The 20,335-nt window shown below is 62.8% G+C and carries 21 protein-coding genes; 7 read left to right on the top strand and 14 right to left on the bottom strand.

Annotated elements, in window-relative coordinates; genetic code table 11:
- Positions 1-121 precede the first annotated feature (121 nt).
- The 11 genes from BGO80_RS05850 to BGO80_RS05800 form a co-directional block, all read right to left on the bottom strand.
- The gene (locus BGO80_RS05850) at positions 122-955 is read right to left on the bottom strand and encodes a metal ABC transporter permease (RefSeq protein WP_502686547.1); all 834 of its coding nucleotides are present in this window, start codon (positions 953-955) and stop codon (positions 122-124) included.
- A complete protein-coding gene (locus BGO80_RS05845) occupies positions 952-1,803 on the bottom strand; it encodes a metal ABC transporter permease (RefSeq protein ID WP_286719884.1) in 852 nt (283 codons plus the stop codon). Before BGO80_RS05845 ends, BGO80_RS05850 begins: the two co-directional genes overlap by 4 nt.
- Positions 1,800-2,669 (bottom strand): manganese/iron ABC transporter ATP-binding protein, encoded by an 870-nt coding sequence (locus BGO80_RS05840; RefSeq protein WP_286719882.1) that lies wholly within the window; start codon positions 2,667-2,669, stop codon positions 1,800-1,802. The genes BGO80_RS05845 and BGO80_RS05840 overlap by 4 nt, the downstream gene beginning before the upstream one ends.
- Positions 2,666-3,556, bottom strand: a complete 891-nt coding sequence (locus BGO80_RS05835) for a metal ABC transporter substrate-binding protein (RefSeq protein WP_502686544.1) — start codon at positions 3,554-3,556, stop codon at positions 2,666-2,668. The genes BGO80_RS05840 and BGO80_RS05835 overlap by 4 nt, the downstream gene beginning before the upstream one ends.
- Before the next feature lie 124 nt (positions 3,557-3,680).
- The gene (locus tag BGO80_RS05830; protein ID WP_286720742.1) at positions 3,681-4,268 is read right to left on the bottom strand and encodes an NAD(P)H-dependent oxidoreductase; all 588 of its coding nucleotides are present in this window, start codon (positions 4,266-4,268) and stop codon (positions 3,681-3,683) included.
- Between the two features lie 66 nt (positions 4,269-4,334).
- Positions 4,335-5,225: a hypothetical protein gene (locus BGO80_RS05825; RefSeq protein WP_286719881.1), complete on the bottom strand. Its 891-nt coding sequence runs from the start codon at positions 5,223-5,225 to the stop codon at positions 4,335-4,337.
- On the bottom strand, positions 5,222-6,121 hold the full coding sequence (locus BGO80_RS05820; protein WP_286719879.1) for an ABC transporter ATP-binding protein: 900 nt from the start codon (positions 6,119-6,121) through the stop codon (positions 5,222-5,224). The genes BGO80_RS05825 and BGO80_RS05820 overlap by 4 nt, the downstream gene beginning before the upstream one ends.
- The gene (locus tag BGO80_RS05815) at positions 6,118-6,498 is read right to left on the bottom strand and encodes a GntR family transcriptional regulator (protein ID WP_286719877.1); all 381 of its coding nucleotides are present in this window, start codon (positions 6,496-6,498) and stop codon (positions 6,118-6,120) included. Before BGO80_RS05815 ends, BGO80_RS05820 begins: the two co-directional genes overlap by 4 nt.
- A 72-nt stretch (positions 6,499-6,570) precedes the next feature.
- Entirely contained in the window at positions 6,571-8,211 is a 1,641-nt protein-coding gene (locus BGO80_RS05810) for a TadG family pilus assembly protein (RefSeq protein WP_286719874.1), read from the bottom strand.
- A complete protein-coding gene (locus tag BGO80_RS05805; RefSeq protein ID WP_286719873.1) occupies positions 8,208-8,366 on the bottom strand; it encodes a hypothetical protein in 159 nt (52 codons plus the stop codon). Before BGO80_RS05805 ends, BGO80_RS05810 begins: the two co-directional genes overlap by 4 nt.
- A 24-nt stretch (positions 8,367-8,390) precedes the next feature.
- Positions 8,391-8,636 carry a TadE/TadG family type IV pilus assembly protein gene (locus BGO80_RS05800; protein WP_286719871.1) on the bottom strand — a complete coding sequence of 82 codons (246 nt, stop codon included), beginning with the start codon at positions 8,634-8,636 and terminating at the stop codon, positions 8,391-8,393.
- A 176-nt stretch (positions 8,637-8,812) separates the two neighbouring features.
- Here BGO80_RS05800 and BGO80_RS05795 point away from each other — a divergent pair, with 176 nt between their 5' ends.
- On the top strand, positions 8,813-9,610 hold the full coding sequence (locus BGO80_RS05795) for a siderophore ferric iron reductase (protein WP_286719868.1): 798 nt from the start codon (positions 8,813-8,815) through the stop codon (positions 9,608-9,610).
- 23 nt (positions 9,611-9,633) lie between these two features.
- On the opposite strand, the gene BGO80_RS05790 is transcribed toward BGO80_RS05795, so the two are convergent.
- The 3 genes from BGO80_RS05790 to BGO80_RS05780 all read right to left on the bottom strand — a co-directional run bounded on the left by BGO80_RS05790 (position 9,634) and on the right by BGO80_RS05780 (position 11,498).
- The gene (locus BGO80_RS05790; protein WP_286719865.1) at positions 9,634-10,722 is read right to left on the bottom strand and encodes a 5-(carboxyamino)imidazole ribonucleotide synthase; all 1,089 of its coding nucleotides are present in this window, start codon (positions 10,720-10,722) and stop codon (positions 9,634-9,636) included.
- 4 nt (positions 10,723-10,726) lie between these two features.
- Positions 10,727-11,218: a 5-(carboxyamino)imidazole ribonucleotide mutase gene (gene purE / locus BGO80_RS05785; RefSeq protein WP_126149972.1), complete on the bottom strand. Its 492-nt coding sequence runs from the start codon at positions 11,216-11,218 to the stop codon at positions 10,727-10,729.
- 73 nt (positions 11,219-11,291) lie between these two features.
- A complete protein-coding gene (locus tag BGO80_RS05780; RefSeq protein WP_164550311.1) occupies positions 11,292-11,498 on the bottom strand; it encodes a YdcH family protein in 207 nt (68 codons plus the stop codon).
- 160 nt (positions 11,499-11,658) lie between these two features.
- Here BGO80_RS05780 and BGO80_RS05775 point away from each other — a divergent pair, with 160 nt between their 5' ends.
- The 6 genes from BGO80_RS05775 (at position 11,659) to dxs (ending at position 20,283) form a co-directional block, all read left to right on the top strand.
- A complete protein-coding gene (locus tag BGO80_RS05775) occupies positions 11,659-11,835 on the top strand; it encodes a YdcH family protein (protein WP_126149974.1) in 177 nt (58 codons plus the stop codon).
- A gap of 197 nt (positions 11,836-12,032) precedes the next feature.
- Positions 12,033-13,517 carry a sigma-54-dependent transcriptional regulator gene (locus BGO80_RS05770; RefSeq protein ID WP_286719861.1) on the top strand — a complete coding sequence of 495 codons (1,485 nt, stop codon included), beginning with the start codon at positions 12,033-12,035 and terminating at the stop codon, positions 13,515-13,517.
- A 133-nt stretch (positions 13,518-13,650) separates the two neighbouring features.
- Entirely contained in the window at positions 13,651-14,331 is a 681-nt protein-coding gene (locus BGO80_RS05765) for an outer membrane protein (RefSeq protein WP_164550307.1), read from the top strand.
- Positions 14,332-14,525: 194 nt separating this feature from the next.
- Positions 14,526-16,232, top strand: coding sequence for a L,D-transpeptidase family protein (locus tag BGO80_RS05760; RefSeq protein ID WP_286719857.1), 1,707 nt, complete (start codon positions 14,526-14,528; stop codon positions 16,230-16,232).
- 259 nt (positions 16,233-16,491) lie between these two features.
- Positions 16,492-18,195, top strand: coding sequence for a peptidoglycan L,D-endopeptidase MepK (gene mepK / locus BGO80_RS05755; protein WP_286719854.1), 1,704 nt, complete (start codon positions 16,492-16,494; stop codon positions 18,193-18,195).
- Between the two features lie 159 nt (positions 18,196-18,354).
- Complete coding sequence (gene dxs / locus BGO80_RS05750; protein ID WP_126149979.1) at positions 18,355-20,283, top strand: 1-deoxy-D-xylulose-5-phosphate synthase; 1,929 nt, start codon at positions 18,355-18,357, stop codon at positions 20,281-20,283.
- Positions 20,284-20,335 lie beyond the last annotated feature (52 nt).

Below are 20,335 nucleotides of genomic sequence, written 5' to 3'. Positions count from 1 at the left end.
GGCTGCGCCGCATGAACATCAACGAGGCTAGGCCTATTCGCGTTGCCTGTCTCTAGCAATTTTACGCAGGCTGCCTTTGCGAGCCCAAGCTGTCGCAATCCAGTGACAATAGCGTGTCGGTTCACACCGCGGCCACCTTTCGCCGCTGGGTGGTTAGGAAGGCGACGAGGAAGCAGCCAATCATCAGCAGCACGATGGTCGGCGCAGGCGCGCTGTCGAGGAAGAAACTGAGATAGACGCCCAAGAGACCGCACCCCACCGAAATCGCCATGGCCACCAGCAGCATGACGCCGAACCGCTTGGTGACCAGAAAAGCGATGGCTCCCGGCGCGATCAGCAACGCAATGACCAGGACGATCCCTACCGCCTGCAAGGCGCCCACAATGGTCAGCGAAATCAGCGCCAAAAGCCCATAATGCAGCAGCCGCACCGGCAATCCGATGGCGCCGGCCTGCTGCGGATCGAAGATGAAGAGCATGAGGTCGCGCCACTTGGCCGCCACCACCACCCCGACCACCAGCGCGATGACGCCGGCCGTCACCAGATCATCCTGGCCCACGCCCAGCATATTGCCGAAAAGAATGTGGTCGAGATGCACATCGGTGCGGATGGCGGTGTAGAGCACGATCCCAAGTCCGAAGAGCCCCGAAAACACCACGCCCATGATCGTGTCTTCCTTGACCCGGCTGTTTTCCTTGAGATAGCCGACCGACAAGGCGCAGACCATGCCGGCCGCAAACGCACCGACACCAAGAGGCAGGCCGACGATATAGGCGATCACCACCCCTGGCAGCACCGCATGGGAAATGGCGTCGCCCATCAGCGACCAGCCCTTGAGCACGAGAAAACAGGACAGCAACGCCGTCGGCACCGCCACCAGCACTGCGATGATCATCGCCTGCACCATGAAGGGCAATTGGAACGGCCACAGGGCCATCTCATACCATTCCATCAGCGTACCTCCCGGGCAATGCGGCGGCGGGCGGCCAGCAGCCCATGCGTGGGGGCAAAAAGGAATGCTGAAAGAAACACCAGCGTCTGCAGCACCACGATGACTCCACCGGTCGCCCCATCGAGGAAATAGCTGAGATAGGCCCCGACAAGGCAGGACAGCACGCCGACGGTAACGGCGATGACGATGAGACGGGAGAAGCGGTCGGCCAGCAGATAGGCCGTGGCGCCGGGTGTCACCACCATGGCGATCACAAGGAATGCGCCCACCGTCTGCATGGCCGCGACTGTGGCCGCCGCCAGCAGCGTGAAAAAGATGGCCTTCAGCCAATCGGTCTTGATGCCGATGGAGCGGGCATGGCTTTCGTCGAAAAAGGTGACCATCAGATCCTTCCAGATCACCAGCATCACCGCCAGCGTCACCACCGAGATCAGCACCAGCTGCAGCGTGTCTTCCGGGGTGATGGCGAGGATATTGCCGAGCACGATGGTCTGCACATTGATCGGCAGCGGCGAGACCGAGACCATGAACAGGCCCAGCCCGAAAAAGCCGGAAAAGATCAGCCCGATCACCGCATCTTCACGCAGTTTGGTGCGTTGCGACAGAAACAGCATCGCCGCCGCGGCCAACCCGCCCGAAAAGAATGCGCCGATGGAAAAGGGCAGGCCCAGCATATAGGCGCCGGCCACGCCAGGCACGATGGAATGGGAAAGCGCGTCGCCAATCAGCGACCAGCCCTTGAGCATGAGATAGGCGGAGAGAAAGGCGCAAACCCCACCCACCAGCGCCGACACCCACATGGCATTGACCATGTAGTGGTAGGAAAACGGCTCGAGCAGCAGATCGATCATTGTTCGCCGCCCGATTGCTGATGGGTCTGCCGACCACTCTCGCCATAGAGCACCAGCGGCCGCTCATCATCGGTCAGCACCGAGAGATGGCGCGGGTCGTCATCGTCATGCAGGCCCGGCCCTGACAGCACGAAATGGCGCAGCACTCCGCCGAACGCCTCTTCCAACCTGTCGCGGGTAAATACTTCCGCAGTTGGTCCATGGGCCAGCACCGTGCCCTTGACCAGCACGGTGCGGTCGCAGAATTCGGGGACCGACCCCAGATTATGCGTCGAGACCAGAATGACCTTGCCCTCGTCGCGCAGTGCCCGCAGCAGCGCGATGATCGCATCCTCGGTCTTGACGTCGACGCCGGTAAACGGCTCGTCGAGCAGGATTACCTCACCCTCCTGCGCCAGGGCACGGGCGAGGAACACGCGCTTCTTCTGCCCGCCAGAGAGCTCCCCGATCTGCCGCTTGGCGAAATCGCTCATATTGACGCGCGCCAGCGCTGCCGCGACCTTTTCCCGGTCGATGGCGCGCGGCACGCGAAAAAGGTTCATGTGGCCGAAGCGGCCCATCATCACCACATCCTCGACCAGCACCGGGAAATTCCAGTCGACCTCCTCGGATTGCGGCACATAGGCGACCTTGTTCTGCCGCTGTGCCTTTCTGCCGTCCTGCCCGAGAATGGAAATTTCACCCGAGGCCAGGGGCACGAAGCCCATGATCGCCTTGAAAATTGTGGACTTTCCGGCGCCGTTGACACCCACCAGCGCGGTGATCGAGCCACGTGGCGCAGTGAAGCTGGCATGGCGCAGCGGTACCGTGCCATTGCGATAGGCGACGGTAATGTCGGTGACAGCGATGCCGGGAGCGTGGGTCACTGCGTCAACCCCGCCACGATAGTGCTGGTGGTAACCCGCAACAGGTCGAGATAGGTCGGCACCGGGCCGTCTGGATCGGACAGGGAATCCACGTAGAGCACGCCGCCATATTTGATGCCGGTTTCCCGCGCCACCTGCTCGGCCGGCTTGGAGGAAATGGTGGATTCCGAAAAGATTACCGGAATGGCGTTTTCGCGCACCGCATCGATGACCTGCCGCACCTGGCGTGGCGTGCCCTGCTGGTCGGCATTGATCGGCCAGAGATAGAGCTCCTTGAGCCCGAAATCGCGCGCTAGGTAGGAGAACGCACCTTCCGAGGTCAAAAGCCAGCGCTCGGCCTCGGGCACGGCCGCCAGCGCCTCATGCATGGGTGCGACAGTCGCAGCAATCTCGGCCGAATAGGCGGCGGCATTGGCGGCATAAATATCGGCATTATCGGGATCGACGCTGGCAAAGGCGGCGCGGATATTCTCAACATAGATCAGTGCATCGGAGGGCGACATCCAGGCATGCGGGTTCGGCTTGCCCTCATAGGGCCCCTCCCCGATACCGATGGGCGTGATCCCGTCGGTCAGCACCGCATTGGGCACGTCGGGCAGATTGTCGAGGAACTGGGCGAACCACTGCTCCAGATTGAGCCCGTTCCACAGCACCAAGTCTGCGTCCTGCGCCGCAACCAGGTCTCCCGGCGTCGGCTGGTAATTGTGGATTTCGGCACCCGGCTTGGTGATGGACACCACATCGGCGACGTCCCCGGCGACGTTTTGCGCCATGTCGGCCAGAATGGTAAAACTGGTCACCGCCTTGATCCGCTCCCCCGCCTGTGCTGCGCCGGTGAGCGCAAGAGGCAAAGTCATGAGCAGCGCGGCAAAGGAACGTCGGCGCATCGTCAACTCCGCTGTGAACTGACGATGAAGCTAGTGCTTCTGCAAATCATTTGCAATAGGAATGCGAATGATTTGCAAGAACCTCATACCGGGCCTTGAGGCCAAGACGGCGGCCGCGCCGGCTCTATCCCTTGCGCACCACCCGCCCTAGCGTATGGCCGATCTTGTCCATGAACTTTTTCACCTGCGATGCGGAGGCCGTCTCAGCCGAATGCAGGCTCAGCATGGTAAAGCTGGCGCGCGGCGCGCAGGCATCGATCACACCCAGCTTGAGCATGTGACGCACCGGGCTGCGCATGATGACGCGATCGAACCACCAGGGCGATCCCAGCGTCGTGATCACGGTGACACTGCGTAGATTGGTGAGCAGCGGCACGATTGGGGTGCCCTGGGAAAAGGCGACCCCTGGCGACCACACCCGATCCAGCCAGCCCTTCAGCGCCGCCGGCACGCTGAACCACCAGGTGGGAAAGACCAGCACCAGGTGCTCCGTGGACATCAGCCGCATCTGCAATGGCACGATATCACTGCCCGGCGCCGGCGTGCCATAATAGCCCGCACGCTCTTCAGCCGTAAGAACGGGCGAAAAGCCGGCTTCATAGAGATCGAGGCGATCCACCTCATGGCCGTTGAGCACCAGCTCGGCCTCGGCATGTGCCGCCAACTGGGCACATAGACTTGTCGATACCGGATGGCACGACACCAGATGCACACGCAAACCAGAACTCCCCCAGGCCACGATCGGGCCCGGGGAAGATGAGGGCTGTCGGGCCCGCGGTCAATTGGCTGCTGCGCGACGCCGGTATTCGGAGGCGATATAGAGCACGAAGAGGGCGAATACCGCGCCGATCCCCACCTGCAACCAGTCGAAACTCCGCAGGAAGCTGGTCATGAATACCCAGCTATCAAGGGTTTCGGCGCCATCGAACACGCGCTCGATATAGTCGGTGGCAACCGGCAGCCGCGAGCGGTAGTCGAGAAATGCCCAGGTCGCGGTAGCAAAGGGATGCCGCCCGCCCAGCGTCACCCATTCCAGTGCCGAGACCAGCGACGGCAACAGGATGGCGACGGGAATGGCCCAGCGCCCCACGGCGGTCGCCATGGCCCCGACCAGCGCCATATAGGGCAGATACCAGAGCAGCGCACAGACCAGCACCACAAGGAAGACCACGCTCATCTGCCCATAGATGCCGATAATGCTGCCCAACAGGCTGCCGCTTCCGAGCCCGGCCAGCATGGTGGTGACATAGGCGACGCCGAACATCAGCAGGATGCTGACCATGGCGACGACATAGACCGCGCCGGGCAGGATCGTGATCGATGCCACCAGCTTGGACAGAAGAATGCGGAAATCGCTGACCGGCATGGATTTCCAGAACAGCATCGCATTGTTGCGCTTGTCGGCAGCAAAGCCGTCGGCGCAGTAGAAGAACAGCACGAAGCCCAGATAGATCATCCAGGCTGTCGCCAGCCCGGCAAAGCCGGCTTCGAACACCCAGGTCGGGACCACGGTCAACAGCTGCCCGGAAAACCGGGTATCGAGCCGATCGACGCTGAAGGCGAGCACGGTCAGGGCGAAGACCACGACCACCAGCACCAGCGGGGCGATGAAGAAGGCGCCGCGATGTTCGATGAACTCACGATGGAGGAGCGCGAAAAAAGCCTTCATCGGGCGGTCTCCGGATTGGCGGTCGGACGCTGCATCAGCGCCACGAACAGATCGGACAAAGTCGGGGTCGACACGCGCCCCAGGGGCTCCAGTTGGCCCCGATCGACGCCGTCGAAAATCATCACCGTCTGCCCGAAACGGGTTTCCTCATAAACCGGGCCCAGGGCCCGCGCGGCCTGCTGCTGCTCGGGCGTATCGACCACCAGCTGGCTGAATTTCTCGCTCACCGTTTCCATCTGCATATGCAGGATGAGGTCGCCGTCGCGGATGAACATGATGTCCGACAGCATGAACTCGATCTCGTCCACCTGGTGAGTGGTGATGATCAGGGTCCGCTCCTCGGTCATGTAGTCTTCCAGCAGCCGCCGGTAGAAGCGCTTGCGATAGGTGATGTCGAGGCCGAGCGTCGGCTCGTCCAGCACCAGGAGCTTGGCGTCGATCGCCATCACTACTGCCAGATGCAGCTGCGCCACCATGCCCTTGGAGAGCGTGCGGATTTTCATCTCCGGCTTGATATCGGTGCCTTCGAGGAACTGGCGTGCCTTGTCGGTGGAGAAATTGGGATGGATATTGCTCAACAGCGCAAACAGCTCGCGCACCCTGAGGAACCGCGGCAGGCTGGCCACGTCGGAGATGAAGGCGACGTTTTCCATCAGCCTGGCGCGCTTCTGGAACGGATCCTCGCCGAGCACACGGATGGTGCCTTCATAGCTGGTGAGGCCCAGCATGGCATTAAGGGTCGTGGTCTTGCCAGCGCCATTATGGCCGACCAGCCCATAGATGCGCCCGGCGGGAATGTCGAAATCCAGCCCGTGCAGGATCTGCTTGCGGCCGAAGGACTTCTTCAGTCCCCGGGCAGAAACGATCGGATCGAGGGCAAGGGGTGCGTCGGTCATTTCTGTGAATTCCCCGGCTGAGTGTCGGCTTGTGGTTCTTGCAGCAGGCTGGAAACGTCCAGCTCCAATGCCTTGATCTGCGCCGCGATACGCGGCCAGTCCTGTTTGAGAAACTTCTCGCGCTCATGTGCGAGCAATGTGGCGCGCGCGCCCTGGGTAACGAACATCCCCAATCCCCTGCGTTTTTCGACCACCCCGATCTCGACCAGGGCTTCAAATGCCTTGGTGACCGTCAGCGGATTGACCGACAGATCAGCTGCAATCTGGCGAACCGATGGCAGGGGATCACCTTCCACCACGGCACGCCGCAGGATCATGTCGATCAGCCTTTGGCGGATCTGCACGAAGATCGGCTGGCTGGCATTGAAATCATCCATGTGTCTTGCCTATCTAGTGTATTAGTTATCTAACACACTAAATTTGCACTGACAAGCGGTAGATTGCGCCGCTCAGCGGACTAGGGCTGGGGCGGTACAACGCACCCCAAAAACCTTCACATCGGCTTCGCCGAGCCCCAGCCCAAGCGCCGAAAATACCCCGGCCAGGGTCAGGTCGAGCGTCGGACCCAGCGGCGTGATAAGGGCGCGCACCGTCCCTTCCAGCAGCGTCAGCGGCACGAGGAGTGGCCCCACATCCACCCTTATGTCGAGCGAATTGAAGAGGGACGTCATCAGTGAAGTGACCATGGTGCGGGTGCGCGCCGTCTTGGTGGCGCCGGCGCCGATCTCCTGGGACGAAAAGCTCAGCATCACGCTGTCGTTCTGGGCGATCTCCACCTGTGCCGCGCCTGAAACCTTGAGCAACAGGACATCGATGAGCTTGACCCGCCCGGGATAAAGCGGCTGACCGAAATTGCGCAATTGCTCGTCGCTGGCCTCGCCCAGACTGAGCTTCAGCACCCCCGGTCGCACTGCGATGACAGCCGATCCATTGCGGTTCTCGGCGGTCGGGCAGGTGATGGACGACACCTGCGCTTCAGCATGGGCCACATCGAGCAGAATGGGCACCCTGACCCCGGCACGAAGCAGCACATCGCCCCCGAGCAGTTGCGCCAGAATTCTGAGCCGCAACTGCGAACTGCGCACCGTCGCCCCGCGCTCCCCGATCCGCGTCCAGCCGCTGCCCTGGGGTGCCTCGCCAATGGCGAGCGCGACCTGCAAAGCTGTTAGGTTGGGCACATTCGGCACCAGATCGAGCGTAACCTGTTTTTGCCCGTCGGACAGGCGCGCTGCAGCCATTATTACCTCCAGCGCAGAGAGCGACACTCCGGCACTAGAACCACTCCCCAATTCGCGGCTGCCCAGCACGCCCAGATTGACGAGTTTTCCTACCAGCACCTGCGTCCCACGCCCGCCATTGGACAGGACATTGAGCACCTGATGCACCGGCCCGGTGGTGACATCGGCGAGAGCAGCAGCAATTTGCCCCGAACGCGCCCGCATATTGAGGATATCGACATAGGAGCCCGTCTCTATGTCGAGCTGTTGTCCCAGAGCGCCGAGAAAGCTCAGAGCATCCACACGCGCACTTGCCAGCGCGTTGTAATCCATCACGCTCAGCGAAACATTGGTGCCCAGAAGCGCGGTGAGCAGGCGGTTGGCCACCCCCTGGTTGAGACTGGCGAGCCGCGTCCCGAGCCCGAAAGACACCTCGGGGGTAAAGGCCGCCAGCGCCGTAGCGCCAATCTGGGGCGAGGAGGTGAAGGAGCGCCCGAAATAGAGCGTGCCCGGCTTTTCGAACGACACCTGCACGGCATTTACGGGCGTAGCGCCGGGGGTAAAACGCTGCTCGATCGGCCGATGCACATCGGCAAAATACCGGCCCGTCACCACTGTCAGACCCGTCGTGCTGTCGGGCGGCAGCAGTCCGGCATCGACCATCACCAATTGGGCGAGCCGCTGCGCCTCCGCCGGATTACCCGCTGCGGTCATCGCGGCCAGGTCGACGCTAGCCTGCACCTGGCGGCGTTCATAATAGAGCGAGGCCGAGTCCACCCCAACGGCTGCGGCGCCGATCGCCACGACAAATGCCAAGGCGAACAGCAAGGTGAAATTGCCCCGCTGATCAGCCCCGAACATACGCAGCGTCACAATATGCTCCGCCTTATCGTTGTCGCGGCAATGATTTCCCGATCTGGGAGCGGCAGGGGCGGATAGAGATTCCAGATCGGCAGCGACGCAGCATCGTAGCGCAAGACGAGCCGCATCTGATTACGGTCATTGTCCACCGTTGAGACCTGGCGCACCAGTCGTGTCTCGTCGATCAACATTTAGGCCGAGGCATTGTTGTGGATATACGACTCCACCAGATCGCGACTTTCCTGAGTAGTAAGTCCTGCCAGACTTACGCGGACAGCGTCTGCGGCCAGTTGCTGCAAGGAATGCGCGGTGCCGAAGTAAATTCCATAGGCAAGCATTCCGGTCATGAGCAGCACGAAGACGGGCGTCAATATGGCAAACTCGATGACTGCCGCCCCTTGAGTGTCGTCCAGCAGATTACCGCGGCGCCTTTGCATGACCTCTTCCTTGAGTCAGTCCATGCATTCTCGCATCTAGAGTACCGCCATAGGAAAAAGCTGCAAATACGTAGTTATGCGGGTTGTTCTAGCATCGACAACCGCCTCAAGAAGGTGACTTTATTTCTCCACATAAAGCAGCTAGGACAGTGCCGTTCTTCGCGAGGAAGCGCGCTTTGACTGCTCGCAACTATCTCTTTGCCGCCACCCAGGAGGATGTTGCCCTGACGCGCCTTCTGGCGACGGCAGCATCGGTCACCGGCTTCATGTCAGGCGCACCAGGCGGCGCCCTGCCGGGCTGGCATGTGCTGGGCCAGGACAACACCGCCCTGCTCCGCACTTTTTATGCACGGCTCGAGCAGACCTATCCCCATGCCGGCCAGCCCTTTTACGCGGTGCGCCTCTGGACCAACCTCATGTGGCAACCGGCTTATCTCGCCGCCATTGCCGTCCATGCCCACGGTGCTGTACCTGAACTGTCCCGCATGGCGCAGAAAACCTCCGGCAATGACATCAATGGCTTCCGCCTGCCGCCGGGCCCGCAATATTCAGCCGGTCTCGAAAGCCTGATCCGCCGCGCCGGCGCCGATCTGCGCATCATGGCCGACCGGGTGCTGGCCGAAATCAACACGGTGACCAAGCTCAAGCGCGTGCCGGCGCTGCGCCTTCTCACCGACCGCATGCTGGGCATCGGGCTGCGGCTCGGCAAGTTCCAGCCCGGCCTTTCCATCGCCGAACAGCACAGGCTCTGTCGCCTGTGGCTCGAGGCCATGGGTCTGACCGGCCAGGGCGATCTCGAAGTGCTCGACCTGCACGACGGGCGTCAGGTGCTAATCTCGGCCCGCAAGGGCTGCTGCCTCGACTATCTGGCCTTTCCCGGCACCTATTGTGCCTCCTGCCCCAAGCAGGACGACACGCTCCGGCTCGACCGCCAACGCCGCGACGCCATCGCCGAGCTGGACGCCGCCTCCTGAGCCACCCGCTTCGGGCGGTCGCCCTAAGCGCCCCGCGTAATGCGGTTGATATGCCCCATCTTGCGCCCCGGCCTTGCTTCGGCCTTGCCATAAAGATGTGGCTGGCTATCGCCATCGATGCCGCCCGGCACGATATCGACTTCGTCTCCGACCAGGTTCTGCATCACTACATCCGCCATGCGGCGCGGATCGCCCAGCGGCCAGCCGGCAATGGCGCGAACATGCTGCTCGAACTGATCGGTGAGGCATACGGCCTCGGTCCAGTGTCCGGAATTGTGCACGCGCGGCGCGATCTCGTTGACCATCAGCGTCACCCGCTCGCCGGGCACCACGAAGAATTCGACCCCAAGCACCCCGACATAATCGAGCGCCACCACGATGACCTTGGCCAACATGGCGGCGTGCTTTTCGACGCCCGGCGGCACATCGGCCGGCACGGTGGAGGTGTAGAGAATGTGGTGTCGATGCACATTCTCGGCGGCATCGAAGGCGCGCACCGTGCCGTCGAGCCCGCGTGCCACCACCACAGAAATTTCTTTTTCGAACGGCACGAAGCCTTCGAGCACCAGGGGATGGGGCATCAACTCGTTGAAAGCCGCCTCGGCGTCGCCTGGTTCGCGCAACACCCGCTGCCCCTTGCCGTCATAGCCGAGCCGCGTGGTCTTGAGCACTGCCGGCAGGCCGAGCTCGCTTATTGCCTGGTGCAGGTCATCGAGGCTGTGCACGGCGCGATAGGGCGCCACCGGAATATTCTTGGAGGCCAGAAAGCTTTTTTCCGCCAGCCGATCCTGGGAAATCGCCAGCGCATTGGCGCCGGGCCGTAGCGGCTTCAGCCCAGCCAGCACTTCGGCCGTCGCCGCCGGCACGTTCTCGAACTCGTAGGTGACGACATCGACTTCAGCCGCAAAGGCCTTGAGCGCCTCGACATCATCATAGGCAGCGACGGTCTTGTGTGGCGTCACGTCGAATGCAGGGCTTTGCGGATCGGGGCAATAGATATGGCTTTTCAGTCCCAGCTTGGCCGCCGCCAGCGCCAGCATGCGCCCAAGCTGCCCCCCGCCCAGAATGCCGATGGTGGAGCCGGGAGGAAGGGATGCGAAGTCTTGGGACAATGGACTACTCGATATCGGACGGAAACTGCGGCACGGATTCGGTCTGGCGGGCGCGATGGGCTTCGAGGCGATCGGCCAGGTCATCATCATTGAGCGCCAGCACGGCCGCAGCCAGCAGCGCCGCGTTGATCGCGCCCGGCTCACCGATGGCCAGCGTGCCCACCGGAATGCCGCCGGGCATCTGCACGATGGAATAAAGGCTGTCGAGCCCGCTGAGCGCCTTGGACCGCACCGGCACGCCGAATACCGGCAGCGTCGTCATCGCCGCGATCATGCCTGGCAGGTGTGCCGCGCCGCCGGCACCGGCAATGATGACCTTGATCCCTTCGGCCTTGGCATGGGTGGCAAAATCCACCATGCGCTCGGGCGTGCGATGCGCCGAAACGATGCGCGCCTCATATTCGACTTCGAGATTTTCGAGGGTCTCGGCGGCAAGCCGCATTGTGGGCCAATCCGATTGGCTGCCCATCACGATGGCGACCGGTGGCTTGAGCATGGCGATTCCCCCGTGCCGCTCCTCAAAGCGCGCAATTAGCCCAATTCTGGCCACAACTCAAGGCGGAACGGGCTCAGGCGATGATGTCCGGGAGCAGTAAATTCTCGAGTTGGACGATGCGGTCCTTAAGCGTCAGCTTCCGCTTTTTCAGCCGCTGGATCAGCATGCGATCGGCAAATTGCGACTGCGTCAAAGTGTGGATAGCGGCGTCGAGATCCGAGTGTTCCTGGCGTTTTGTGGCCAGTTCCAGCCCCAATTGGGCTTCCTGTTCCTTGGTCAGACTGAGCATTGAAAACCGGATCGAAGGGCCCCAGATACATCCTTGGTTAACCGATCACGGACTGTTTTGCATCTGATTTCCCGTGGTCACCCGATGGGCGTCGACAAAGCATGAAATATTTGTGACGATACCCCCGTCCAACACGCTGAAAGGAGTTACTATGACGACTGAAGGCCACATAGCTGCACTGGAGCGACGGCACCATGAACTGGACCAGCGGATCCAGTCCGAAATGCAGCATCTTCCGGTCGACGACCTGATGGTTTCTGCGCTCAAGCGCAAGAAGCTGGAAGTGAAGGACGAACTTTCCAAGCTCCAGGGCATGACCCGGCAATAGGGTTTCGAGACATAAACAGTTCGACTCTGGAGGGTCACGACGCAAGTCGGGGCCCTTTTTCATGGCCACCCGCCACCGCAACCTGCTTCACAAATAATGCAGGATTAACACCCTCTTAAGCCCCACCCGGCATCGTCATCCCAAAACGGCACAGACGATTCGTGCCCGTCCTTTGGTCGCCAGTTTTCGGGGTATGTATGACGCGGGTTCTTGTTGTCGATGACGATCCGGTGCAGTTGCGCCTGACCGCCGAGGTCGCCAATAGGGCCGGCTTCAAGCCGATCACCGCCACCGGGGGCGAACAGGCCCTGTCCATCCTGCGTGAAGACCGCGGCGTCGGGGTCATGATCCTCGATCTGGTCATGCCCGATATCGATGGCATGGGCGTCATGGAAACCATGCGCAAGGAGGGGCTTATCACCCCCGTCATCATCCAGACCGCCAATGCCTCGCTCGAAACCGTCATCTCGGCCATGCGCCAGGGCGCGGCGGATTATTTCGTCAAGCCGGTCTCCCCCGAGCGTCTCGTCATTTCGCTGCGCAATGCCCTCAAACTCGACGCGCTCGAAGCCGCCATCCGCTCCGAACGCGCCCGCCGCAGCGGCACCTTCACCCAGGCCGACATGATCGCCGCCGCCCCTGCCATGGCGCGTGTGCTGACCCTGTGCGCCAAGGCCGCCAAGAGCACCATTCCGGTGCTGATCGAGGGCGAAACCGGCGTCGGCAAGGAATTGATCGCCCGCATCATCCAAGGCACCGGCGAACGTGCCGGCAAACCCTTCGTCACCGTCAATTGCGGTGCCATTCCGCCCAATCTCGTCGAGTCCGTGCTCTTTGGCCATAAGAAGGGGGCCTTTACCGGCGCCGTCGCCGACCAGGCCGGCAAATTCGCCGAAGCCCATGGCGGCACGCTCTTCCTCGATGAAGTCGGCGAACTGCCGCTCGAAACCCAGGTCAAGCTGCTGCGCGCCCTGCAGGAGGGCGAGATCGAGCCGGTGGGCGCCAGCCGCCCCGAGCGCGTCAATGTCCGCGTCATCTCGGCCACCAACCGGCGCTTGTTGAACCTGGCCAAATCCGGCGAATTCCGCGAAGACCTGTTCTATCGCCTCAACGTTTTCCCCATCTATGTCCCGCCGCTGCGCGAACGCCGGGAGGATCTGCCGGCGCTGGTCGCGCATTTCATCGCCCGCTTCTCCGCCGAGGCCGGGAAGCGCGTGCTCGGGACGTCCCCGGCCGCCATGGAACTGCTGCAGGCCTATGACTGGCCGGGCAATGTGCGCCAGCTCGAAAACGCGGTGTATCGCGCCATAGTCCTCACCGATGGTGCCTTCCTCGAAAGCCAGGACTTTCCGCAGATCGTCGCCCAGTCCTCCGGGCGAGAGGAAGCGCTGCGGGCCGTCGAACAGAGCCCTGCGCCAGCCGCCCCCATTCACATCGACGCGGTCCTGCCCCGCCAGCGCGTCGAAATCATCTCCGAGCCGGCCCCTGATCGCTTCCTCGCCGCCAGCGGCGAATTGCGCGCTCTGGCCGAGATCGAGCGCGCCGCCATCGCCTTTGCCATCGACCATCATGGTGGGCGCATGTCGCGCGTCGCCAGGGCTCTCGGCATTGGCCGCTCGACGCTTTATCGCAAGCTGCACGAATATGGCCTGGCCGAAGGGCTGATCAACGACGCAGCGTAAGATGCACTGTTGCAACACCCCTGATCACAGCGTGAGAAAGCGCCGGCGTTAACCTTGTTCCTTTCCGAGCCATTAATGACTCGCATGGGATTTGTGCCTCATCGTTAAGTTTTCGACCACCATGAGGCCATCGATGAAACGCTTCGGCATTGTGCTTTCCGCAGTTTTGGCGGTCACCGCGTCCGCCCAGGCAGCTGATCTGAACTGGTCCAGCCCCGCTGCATCCCCAATCTATTCCTCCACGCCCGCCAGCGGCTGGTCCGGCTTCTATGCCGGCATCAATGGCGGCTATGCCTGGGGCAATTCCACCACCAATCCCGCTTTGCCAGGCAGCCCCGCCACCGTGAACAATAGCGGTTGGACCATTGGCGGCCAGGCTGGCTACAATTTCGATATGGGCGGCTTCGTGCTCGGCGCCGAAGCCGACCTGCAATGGGCCAATATCGCCTTCAGCACCCCGGCCGGCGCGGCTGGTAATTTCGACGCCGTCACCGACGTCTTCGGTACCGCGCGTATTCGTGCCGGTATCCCGGTGGGCCAGGTCATGCCCTATGCCACTATCGGTGGCGCCTATGGTCATGGCACTGCCAAGATCACCAACAACCAGAACGTGGTGACCTCCCAGACCGCCAACCACATGGGCTGGGCCGCCGGCGTGGGCCTTGAGGCCCAGGCCACGCCCAATCTCTCGTTCAAGGCCGAATATCTTTATGTCGACCTGGGCAAGCAGACCTATGCCGGCCTGCCGGTCGGCAATCTCGACATCTCGCCGCGCTTCAGCGTCGTGCGCGCCGGCGTCAACTACAAGTTCTAGCCAATACCCGCTTCCATGCAGCCCTCGCCCGGACCTCTGGTTCGGGCGAAGTGGTTTACGGGGGAGCGTTGTAGCCAGGCCACAGGCCGGTCTCACAACTTTGAGAGCAATTGCTCCCGTTAAGGTTTGCAAGTTATTGAGAATTGACGGGACGCCGGGATTCTCCCTCCGGACGCCCCCGAAAAGGAGCTTTCATGCACAAGGTTCTGGCCAGCCTCGTCGCCCTCGTCGCGGCAACTTCGGGCGCATTGTCGCCGGCCCTCGCCCAGCAGGCTGTCGCCAGCCTGGAAACCAGCCGCGTCGTCATCGCTCCGCCGCAAAATGCCCTGGCCCGCACCATCAAGGACGGCCTGTCCGCGGCCTATTACAGCGCCACGCGCGACACCACCGCCTATAACGAGGCCCAGCGCCTCTATTTCCTTTATGGCGAACGCCATTTCGATCCCATCTGGCTGTCCCAGGATGCCAGCGGCGCCATCAGCTTTTCTCCGGCCGCCGAAAAGATCGTGGCGCTATTCCGCACCGCTGATACCGAAGGGCTGCGCCCGTCTGACTATCTGACGCCCGATATCGATCTCAGCCGCGCCAAGAGTGGCGATCCCGCAGCATTGGCCGCGCTCGAAACTGCCTTTTCGCGCGCCACCATGCGCTATGCCAACCATATCCATAATGGCCGCATCCGGCCGCAATCGGTCAGCGAAAACCTCGACATTCAGCCCAAAAAGATCGACGAGGCCGCCCTGCTTGAGCGTCTCGCCAAAAGCGACGATCCCGCTTCGATCCTGGCCGAACTTGAGCCCAAGCACCCTGAATTCCTGGCGCTGAAGCAGGCGCTGGCCAATTTCGGCAAGACCGATACCGCGCGCCCCACTCCCATTGCCGAAGGCGCCGTGCTGCGTCCCGGCGGCACCGATGCACGCGTCCCCGCCATTCGCGAGCGCCTCAAGCTCACAGCCCTCGGCTCCAATTCCTATGACGACATGCTGGTTTCGGCGGTGAAGTCGTTCCAGGAAAGCCAGGGGCTCGAAGTCGACGGCATTATCGGGCCGGCCACCGTCGCCGCGCTCAATGGCGGCTCCGCCACGCGTCGCGAGGACATTCTGGCCAATATGGAACGCTGGCGCTGGATGCCCTCGGACCTGGGCAAGTTCAACGTCTTCGTCAACATCCCCGAATTCCGCCTCGCCGTCAATCGCGACGGCCATGAGGAATATACAACCCGCGTCGTCGTCGGCACCACCAAGAACCAGACCCCGATCTTTTCGGATAATATCCGCCACCTGGTGGTGAACCCTTTCTGGAACGTGCCCTCCTCGATCATCCGCGGCGAAATCGCCCCGGCGGTGATGCGCAATCCCGGCTATACCGACGCCAAGAACATGGACCTCATCTATAATGGGTCCGTGGTCAGCCCCTGGCAGGTCAACTGGAGCCAGGTCAGCTCCACCAATTTTCCCTTCCGCGTGCGCCAGCGCCCCGGTCCGGGCAATTCGCTGGGCCAGATCAAGTTCCTGTTCCCCAACAAGCACGACGTCTATCTGCACGATACGCCGTCCAAGTCGTTGTTCGCCCGCTCCTATCGGGCTTTCAGCCATGGCTGTATCCGCGTGCAGAACCCGTTCGAGTTCGCTGACGCCCTGATGGCCAACGAGCCAAATATCAGCGGCGCGTCGCTCGAAGCCATGTTCGGCCCCAACGAAAAATGGGTAAACCCGCAGACCTCGATCCCGGTGCACCTGGCCTATTTCACCCTGCGCGTCGACGGGGACGGCACCATCCGCTCTTATGGCGACGTCTACGGTCACAATGAAAAATTGATCGCCGCCATGGGCCTCAATGCTGCCCCGGCCCCGGCCATCATCGCCGAAACCTCCCCGATCGCAGACGATCTCTCCCCCTGAGACCCCTTATGGGCTTCAGGGCCCGGCCGTTCGGATTAACCGCCCCTTTACACTTCCGCCATTGTTGTGCCAGCTTTGCCCTGTAGTAACAGCGGCGTGAGGGGCACCGATCCGGTCTGTTCACAAGTGGTTAGCGTTAATCAATTCGTGCGAATTGCGCGCTAACGTCCTCCAATATCTCTCAATGAACCGGGCAGAGTTTGGCGTGACGGTGACTTGGTCTACTATCGGGCAGCGGAGTGCGCGGGTGGCGGCAGCCATGATCGCGGCACTCTCGATGATTTTTGTTTTCGCGGCAGCGCCGGTGCAGGCATCGAGCGAACGCGCCCTCTATCTCTACTACACTCACACCAAGGAAACCGCGCGCATCGTCTTCAAGCGCAACGGCCAATATGTGCAGTCGGGGCTCAACGAGCTCAACTATTTCCTGCGCGACTGGCGTCGCAACGAGCCCACCAAGATGGACCCGCGCCTGTTCGACCTGGTCTGGGAAGTCTATCAGGATGTCGGCGCCAGCCAGCCGATCAACGTCGTCTCGGCCTATCGCTCTCCTCAGACCAACGCCATGCTGGCCAAGAACTCCTCCGGCGTCGCTGACAATTCCCAGCATATGCGCGGCACGGCCATGGACTTTTTCATTCCCGGCGTGCCGCTGGCCAAGCTGCGTGCCGCTGCCATGCGCAAGCAGGTGGGCGGCGTCGGCTACTACCCGACCTCGGGCAGCCCCTTCGTGCATCTGGACGTTGGCTCCGTGCGCGCCTGGCCGCGCATGACCCGAGCCCAGCTCAAGGAAATCTTCCCCGACGGCCGCACCATGCACCTGCCCACCGATGGCAAGCCGCTGTCGCAGGAGGGCTATAACGTGGCCCTCGCCGAGTGGAAGCGCTGCCATGCCTTCCCCTGTGGCGGCGGTTCATCCGGCACCCAGGTTGCTTCCAACAATAGCGCCGGCGGCGGCGGCAAGACGCTGATGGACATGTTCTTCGGCGGCAATGACAACCAGCAGGCCGCCCAGCCGGCGCCACAGGCACAGGTACAGACTGCCTCGCTGGCCGCACCCGTCGCGACGCCATCGGCCAGCCCCATCGCTCCGGTCCCGGCCATGCGCCCGGCCAGCCTTGGCATGCCGATGCAGCAAACCGCAGCGGCAGCCCCGGTCGCCCCCATGCCCGCGACGGCGCCTATGGAGGTTGCTTCTGCTGCGCCCACCGCCATCCCCTTCTCGACGGTTGGCAGCGCTCCGCTCGACCCCTCGGAACTGACCACGGCTCACATCGCGCCCATGCCGGTGATGAAGTCCGAACGCCTTCAGGTGGCCACCGCCTCTGCCCTGCCCGCTGGCGACGCCGTCACTGCGCTGGCCGCGCTCACTGCGCCGCCGGTCCCGCAGCCGCGCCTCATCATGTCCGAGACGCCAGATACGCTCACCGCTTATCTGCCGACCAATGGGCCTGAGCCTGAGGCCCAGCGCGCCCTCGACATGATCATTTCCGGCTCGACTCCCGCTAGGAACGCACCGACCCCGCTGCCGGGCCTGCGCCTGCCCATCCTGCCGGGCGGCGTTGCCGCGGCCACCGGTATCCAGACCGCCTCGCTGGGCGGCGCCGCCGCCGATCCCATGGCCAATCTCTTCGCGTCGACCTTCGACGCTGCCGGCAAGACCACTGCCGAACCGCTGGCCGCGGCCCTCGCCCAGCATGTCAGCCGCCCCGAGGGCACCGATGCCATGCGGGACCGCGACTTCGTCGCCCCCGATCTCGAACACGTGGTCGACATCTTCATGGCCCCAGCGGCCCTGACCTCGGACCATTTCGCCGTGATCTTCGACCATGACGAAGCCGATTTCGATCCGACCCCGGAAATGGGCCGCTATGTCGTGGTGATGAGCGCCGGCGACGATACCACCAGTCTTGGCCACAAGAGTTTCAGCCCGGCCAAGCCACTCGCCGTCGCCAGCAATTGAGATTTTTGGGCGTCGAGCGTCGCCGGCCATAGAAAAGCCGGCCTCCTCGACGCCCTATCCACTATGACAGATGCGCGACGCCGAAACGGGGCCGGCATTGCCAAGGCCCCACCCCGAGCCTAAAGAGGGGTATTCAGTTTCGCCTCCAGGGAGCCCCCCTTGGCCGACAAGCCCTCCACACCGCTGCTCGATACCGTCAACAGCCCCGCCGAATTGCGCGCCCTGCCGCGCGAAGACCTGCGCCAGCTGGCCGACGAATTGCGCTCGGAAATGATCGACGCCGTGTCGGTCACCGGCGGGCATCTGGGTGCGGGCCTCGGCGTCGTCGAACTGACCGTGGCCCTGCACACCGTCTTCGATACCCCGCACGACCGCATCATCTGGGATGTCGGCCACCAGGCCTATCCGCACAAAATCCTCACCGGCCGTCGCGACCGCATGCGCACCTTGCGCCAGAAGGACGGGCTCTCGGGCTTCACCCGCCGCGCCGAAAGCGAATACGACCCGTTCGGAGCCGGCCACTCGTCGACCTCGATTTCGGCCGGCCTTGGCATGGCCGTCGCCAGCGATCATCTGGGCACCCCGCGCAATGTCATTGCCGTCATTGGCGATGGCGCCATGTCGGCCGGCATGGCCTATGAGGCGATGAACAATGCCGGCGCCATGGATGCGCGGCTGATCGTCGTGCTCAACGACAATGACATGTCGATCGCCCCGCCCACCGGCGCGCTCCGCACCTATCTCGCCAAGCTCGTCTCCGGCCCGGTCTATCGCGGCACGCGGGAAGCGGCCAAGGCCGTGGTGCAAAAGCTCCCGCCCTTCCTGCACGAACCCGCCCGCAAGACCGAGGAATTCGCGCGCTCCTTCTTCACCGGCGGCACGCTGTTCGAGGAGCTGGGCTTCTATTATGTCGGCCCGCTCGATGGCCATAATCTCGATGACCTGCTGCCCATTCTTGAAAATGTGCGCGATGCCGGCGCCGGCCCCATTCTCGTGCATGTGGTGACCAAGAAGGGCAAGGGTTACGCCCCGGCAGAAAACTCCGCCGACAAATATCACGGCGTCTCAAAATTCAACGTCATCACCGGCGCCCAGGCCAAGGCGCCGTCCAATGCGCCGTCCTACACCTCGGTCTTTGCCGAGACGCTGATCCAGGAAGCCCGAGACGATGAGCGCATCGTCGCTGTCACCGCCGCCATGCCCTCGGGCACCGGCCTCGACAAATTCGCCGAACTCTTCCCCAACCGCATTTACGATGTCGGCATTGCCGAGCAGCATGCGGTGACCTTTGCCGCCGGCATGGCGACCGAAGGCATGAAGCCCTTCTGCGCCATCTATTCGACCTTCCTGCAGCGCGCCTATGACCAGGTGGTGCACGACGTGGCCATCCAGGGCCTGCCGGTGCGCTTCGCCATCGACCGCGCCGGCTATGTCGGCGCTGACGGGCCCACCCATGCGGGAAATTACGACAACGCCTATCTCGGCGCCATCCCCGGCATCGTGCAGATGGCCGCCGCCGACGAGGCCGAATTGCGCCACATGGTCGCCACCGCCGCCGCCTATGACGCCGGCCCTATCGCTTTCCGCTATCCGCGCGGCGACGGCATGGGCGTCGACATGCCCGAACGCGGCGCCATCCTGCCCATCGGCAAGGGCCGCATCGTCCGCCAGGGCGGCACCATTGCGCTTCTGTCCTATGGCACACGCCTGGGCGAAGTCCTCGCCGCTGCTGACCGGCTGGCCGCTCTTGGCCTCAATCCTACGGTCGCCGATGCACGCTTCCTCAAGCCGCTCGACGAAGAGCTGATCGCGCGCCTTGCCGCCACCCATGATGTGGTGATCTCGACCGAAGAAGGCGGGCTGGGCGGCTTCGGCAGCCATGTCGCCACCTTCCTCGCCGCCAATGGCCTGCTCGATGGCAAGACCCGGTTCCGCCCCCTGATGATCCCCGACCGCTTCGTCGAACATGCCAGCCAGGCCGATATGTATGCCGAAGCCGGCCTCGACCGCACCGGCATCGTCAACACCGCCCTCACCACCCTCGGCTACGACCAGGCCGCCATGACAGCCGCCCTGGCCAAGATTTAGCAATCGCCGCAAATGCGGGCGTTCGCCTAACCAAACATCAAGCTTTTAAGCG

It is taken from the genome of Devosia sp. 63-57 (genome assembly GCF_001899045.1).
Lineage (GTDB): Bacteria > Pseudomonadota > Alphaproteobacteria > Rhizobiales > Devosiaceae > Devosia > Devosia equisanguinis.
This window is presented reverse-complemented; position numbering and strand designations above follow the sequence as displayed.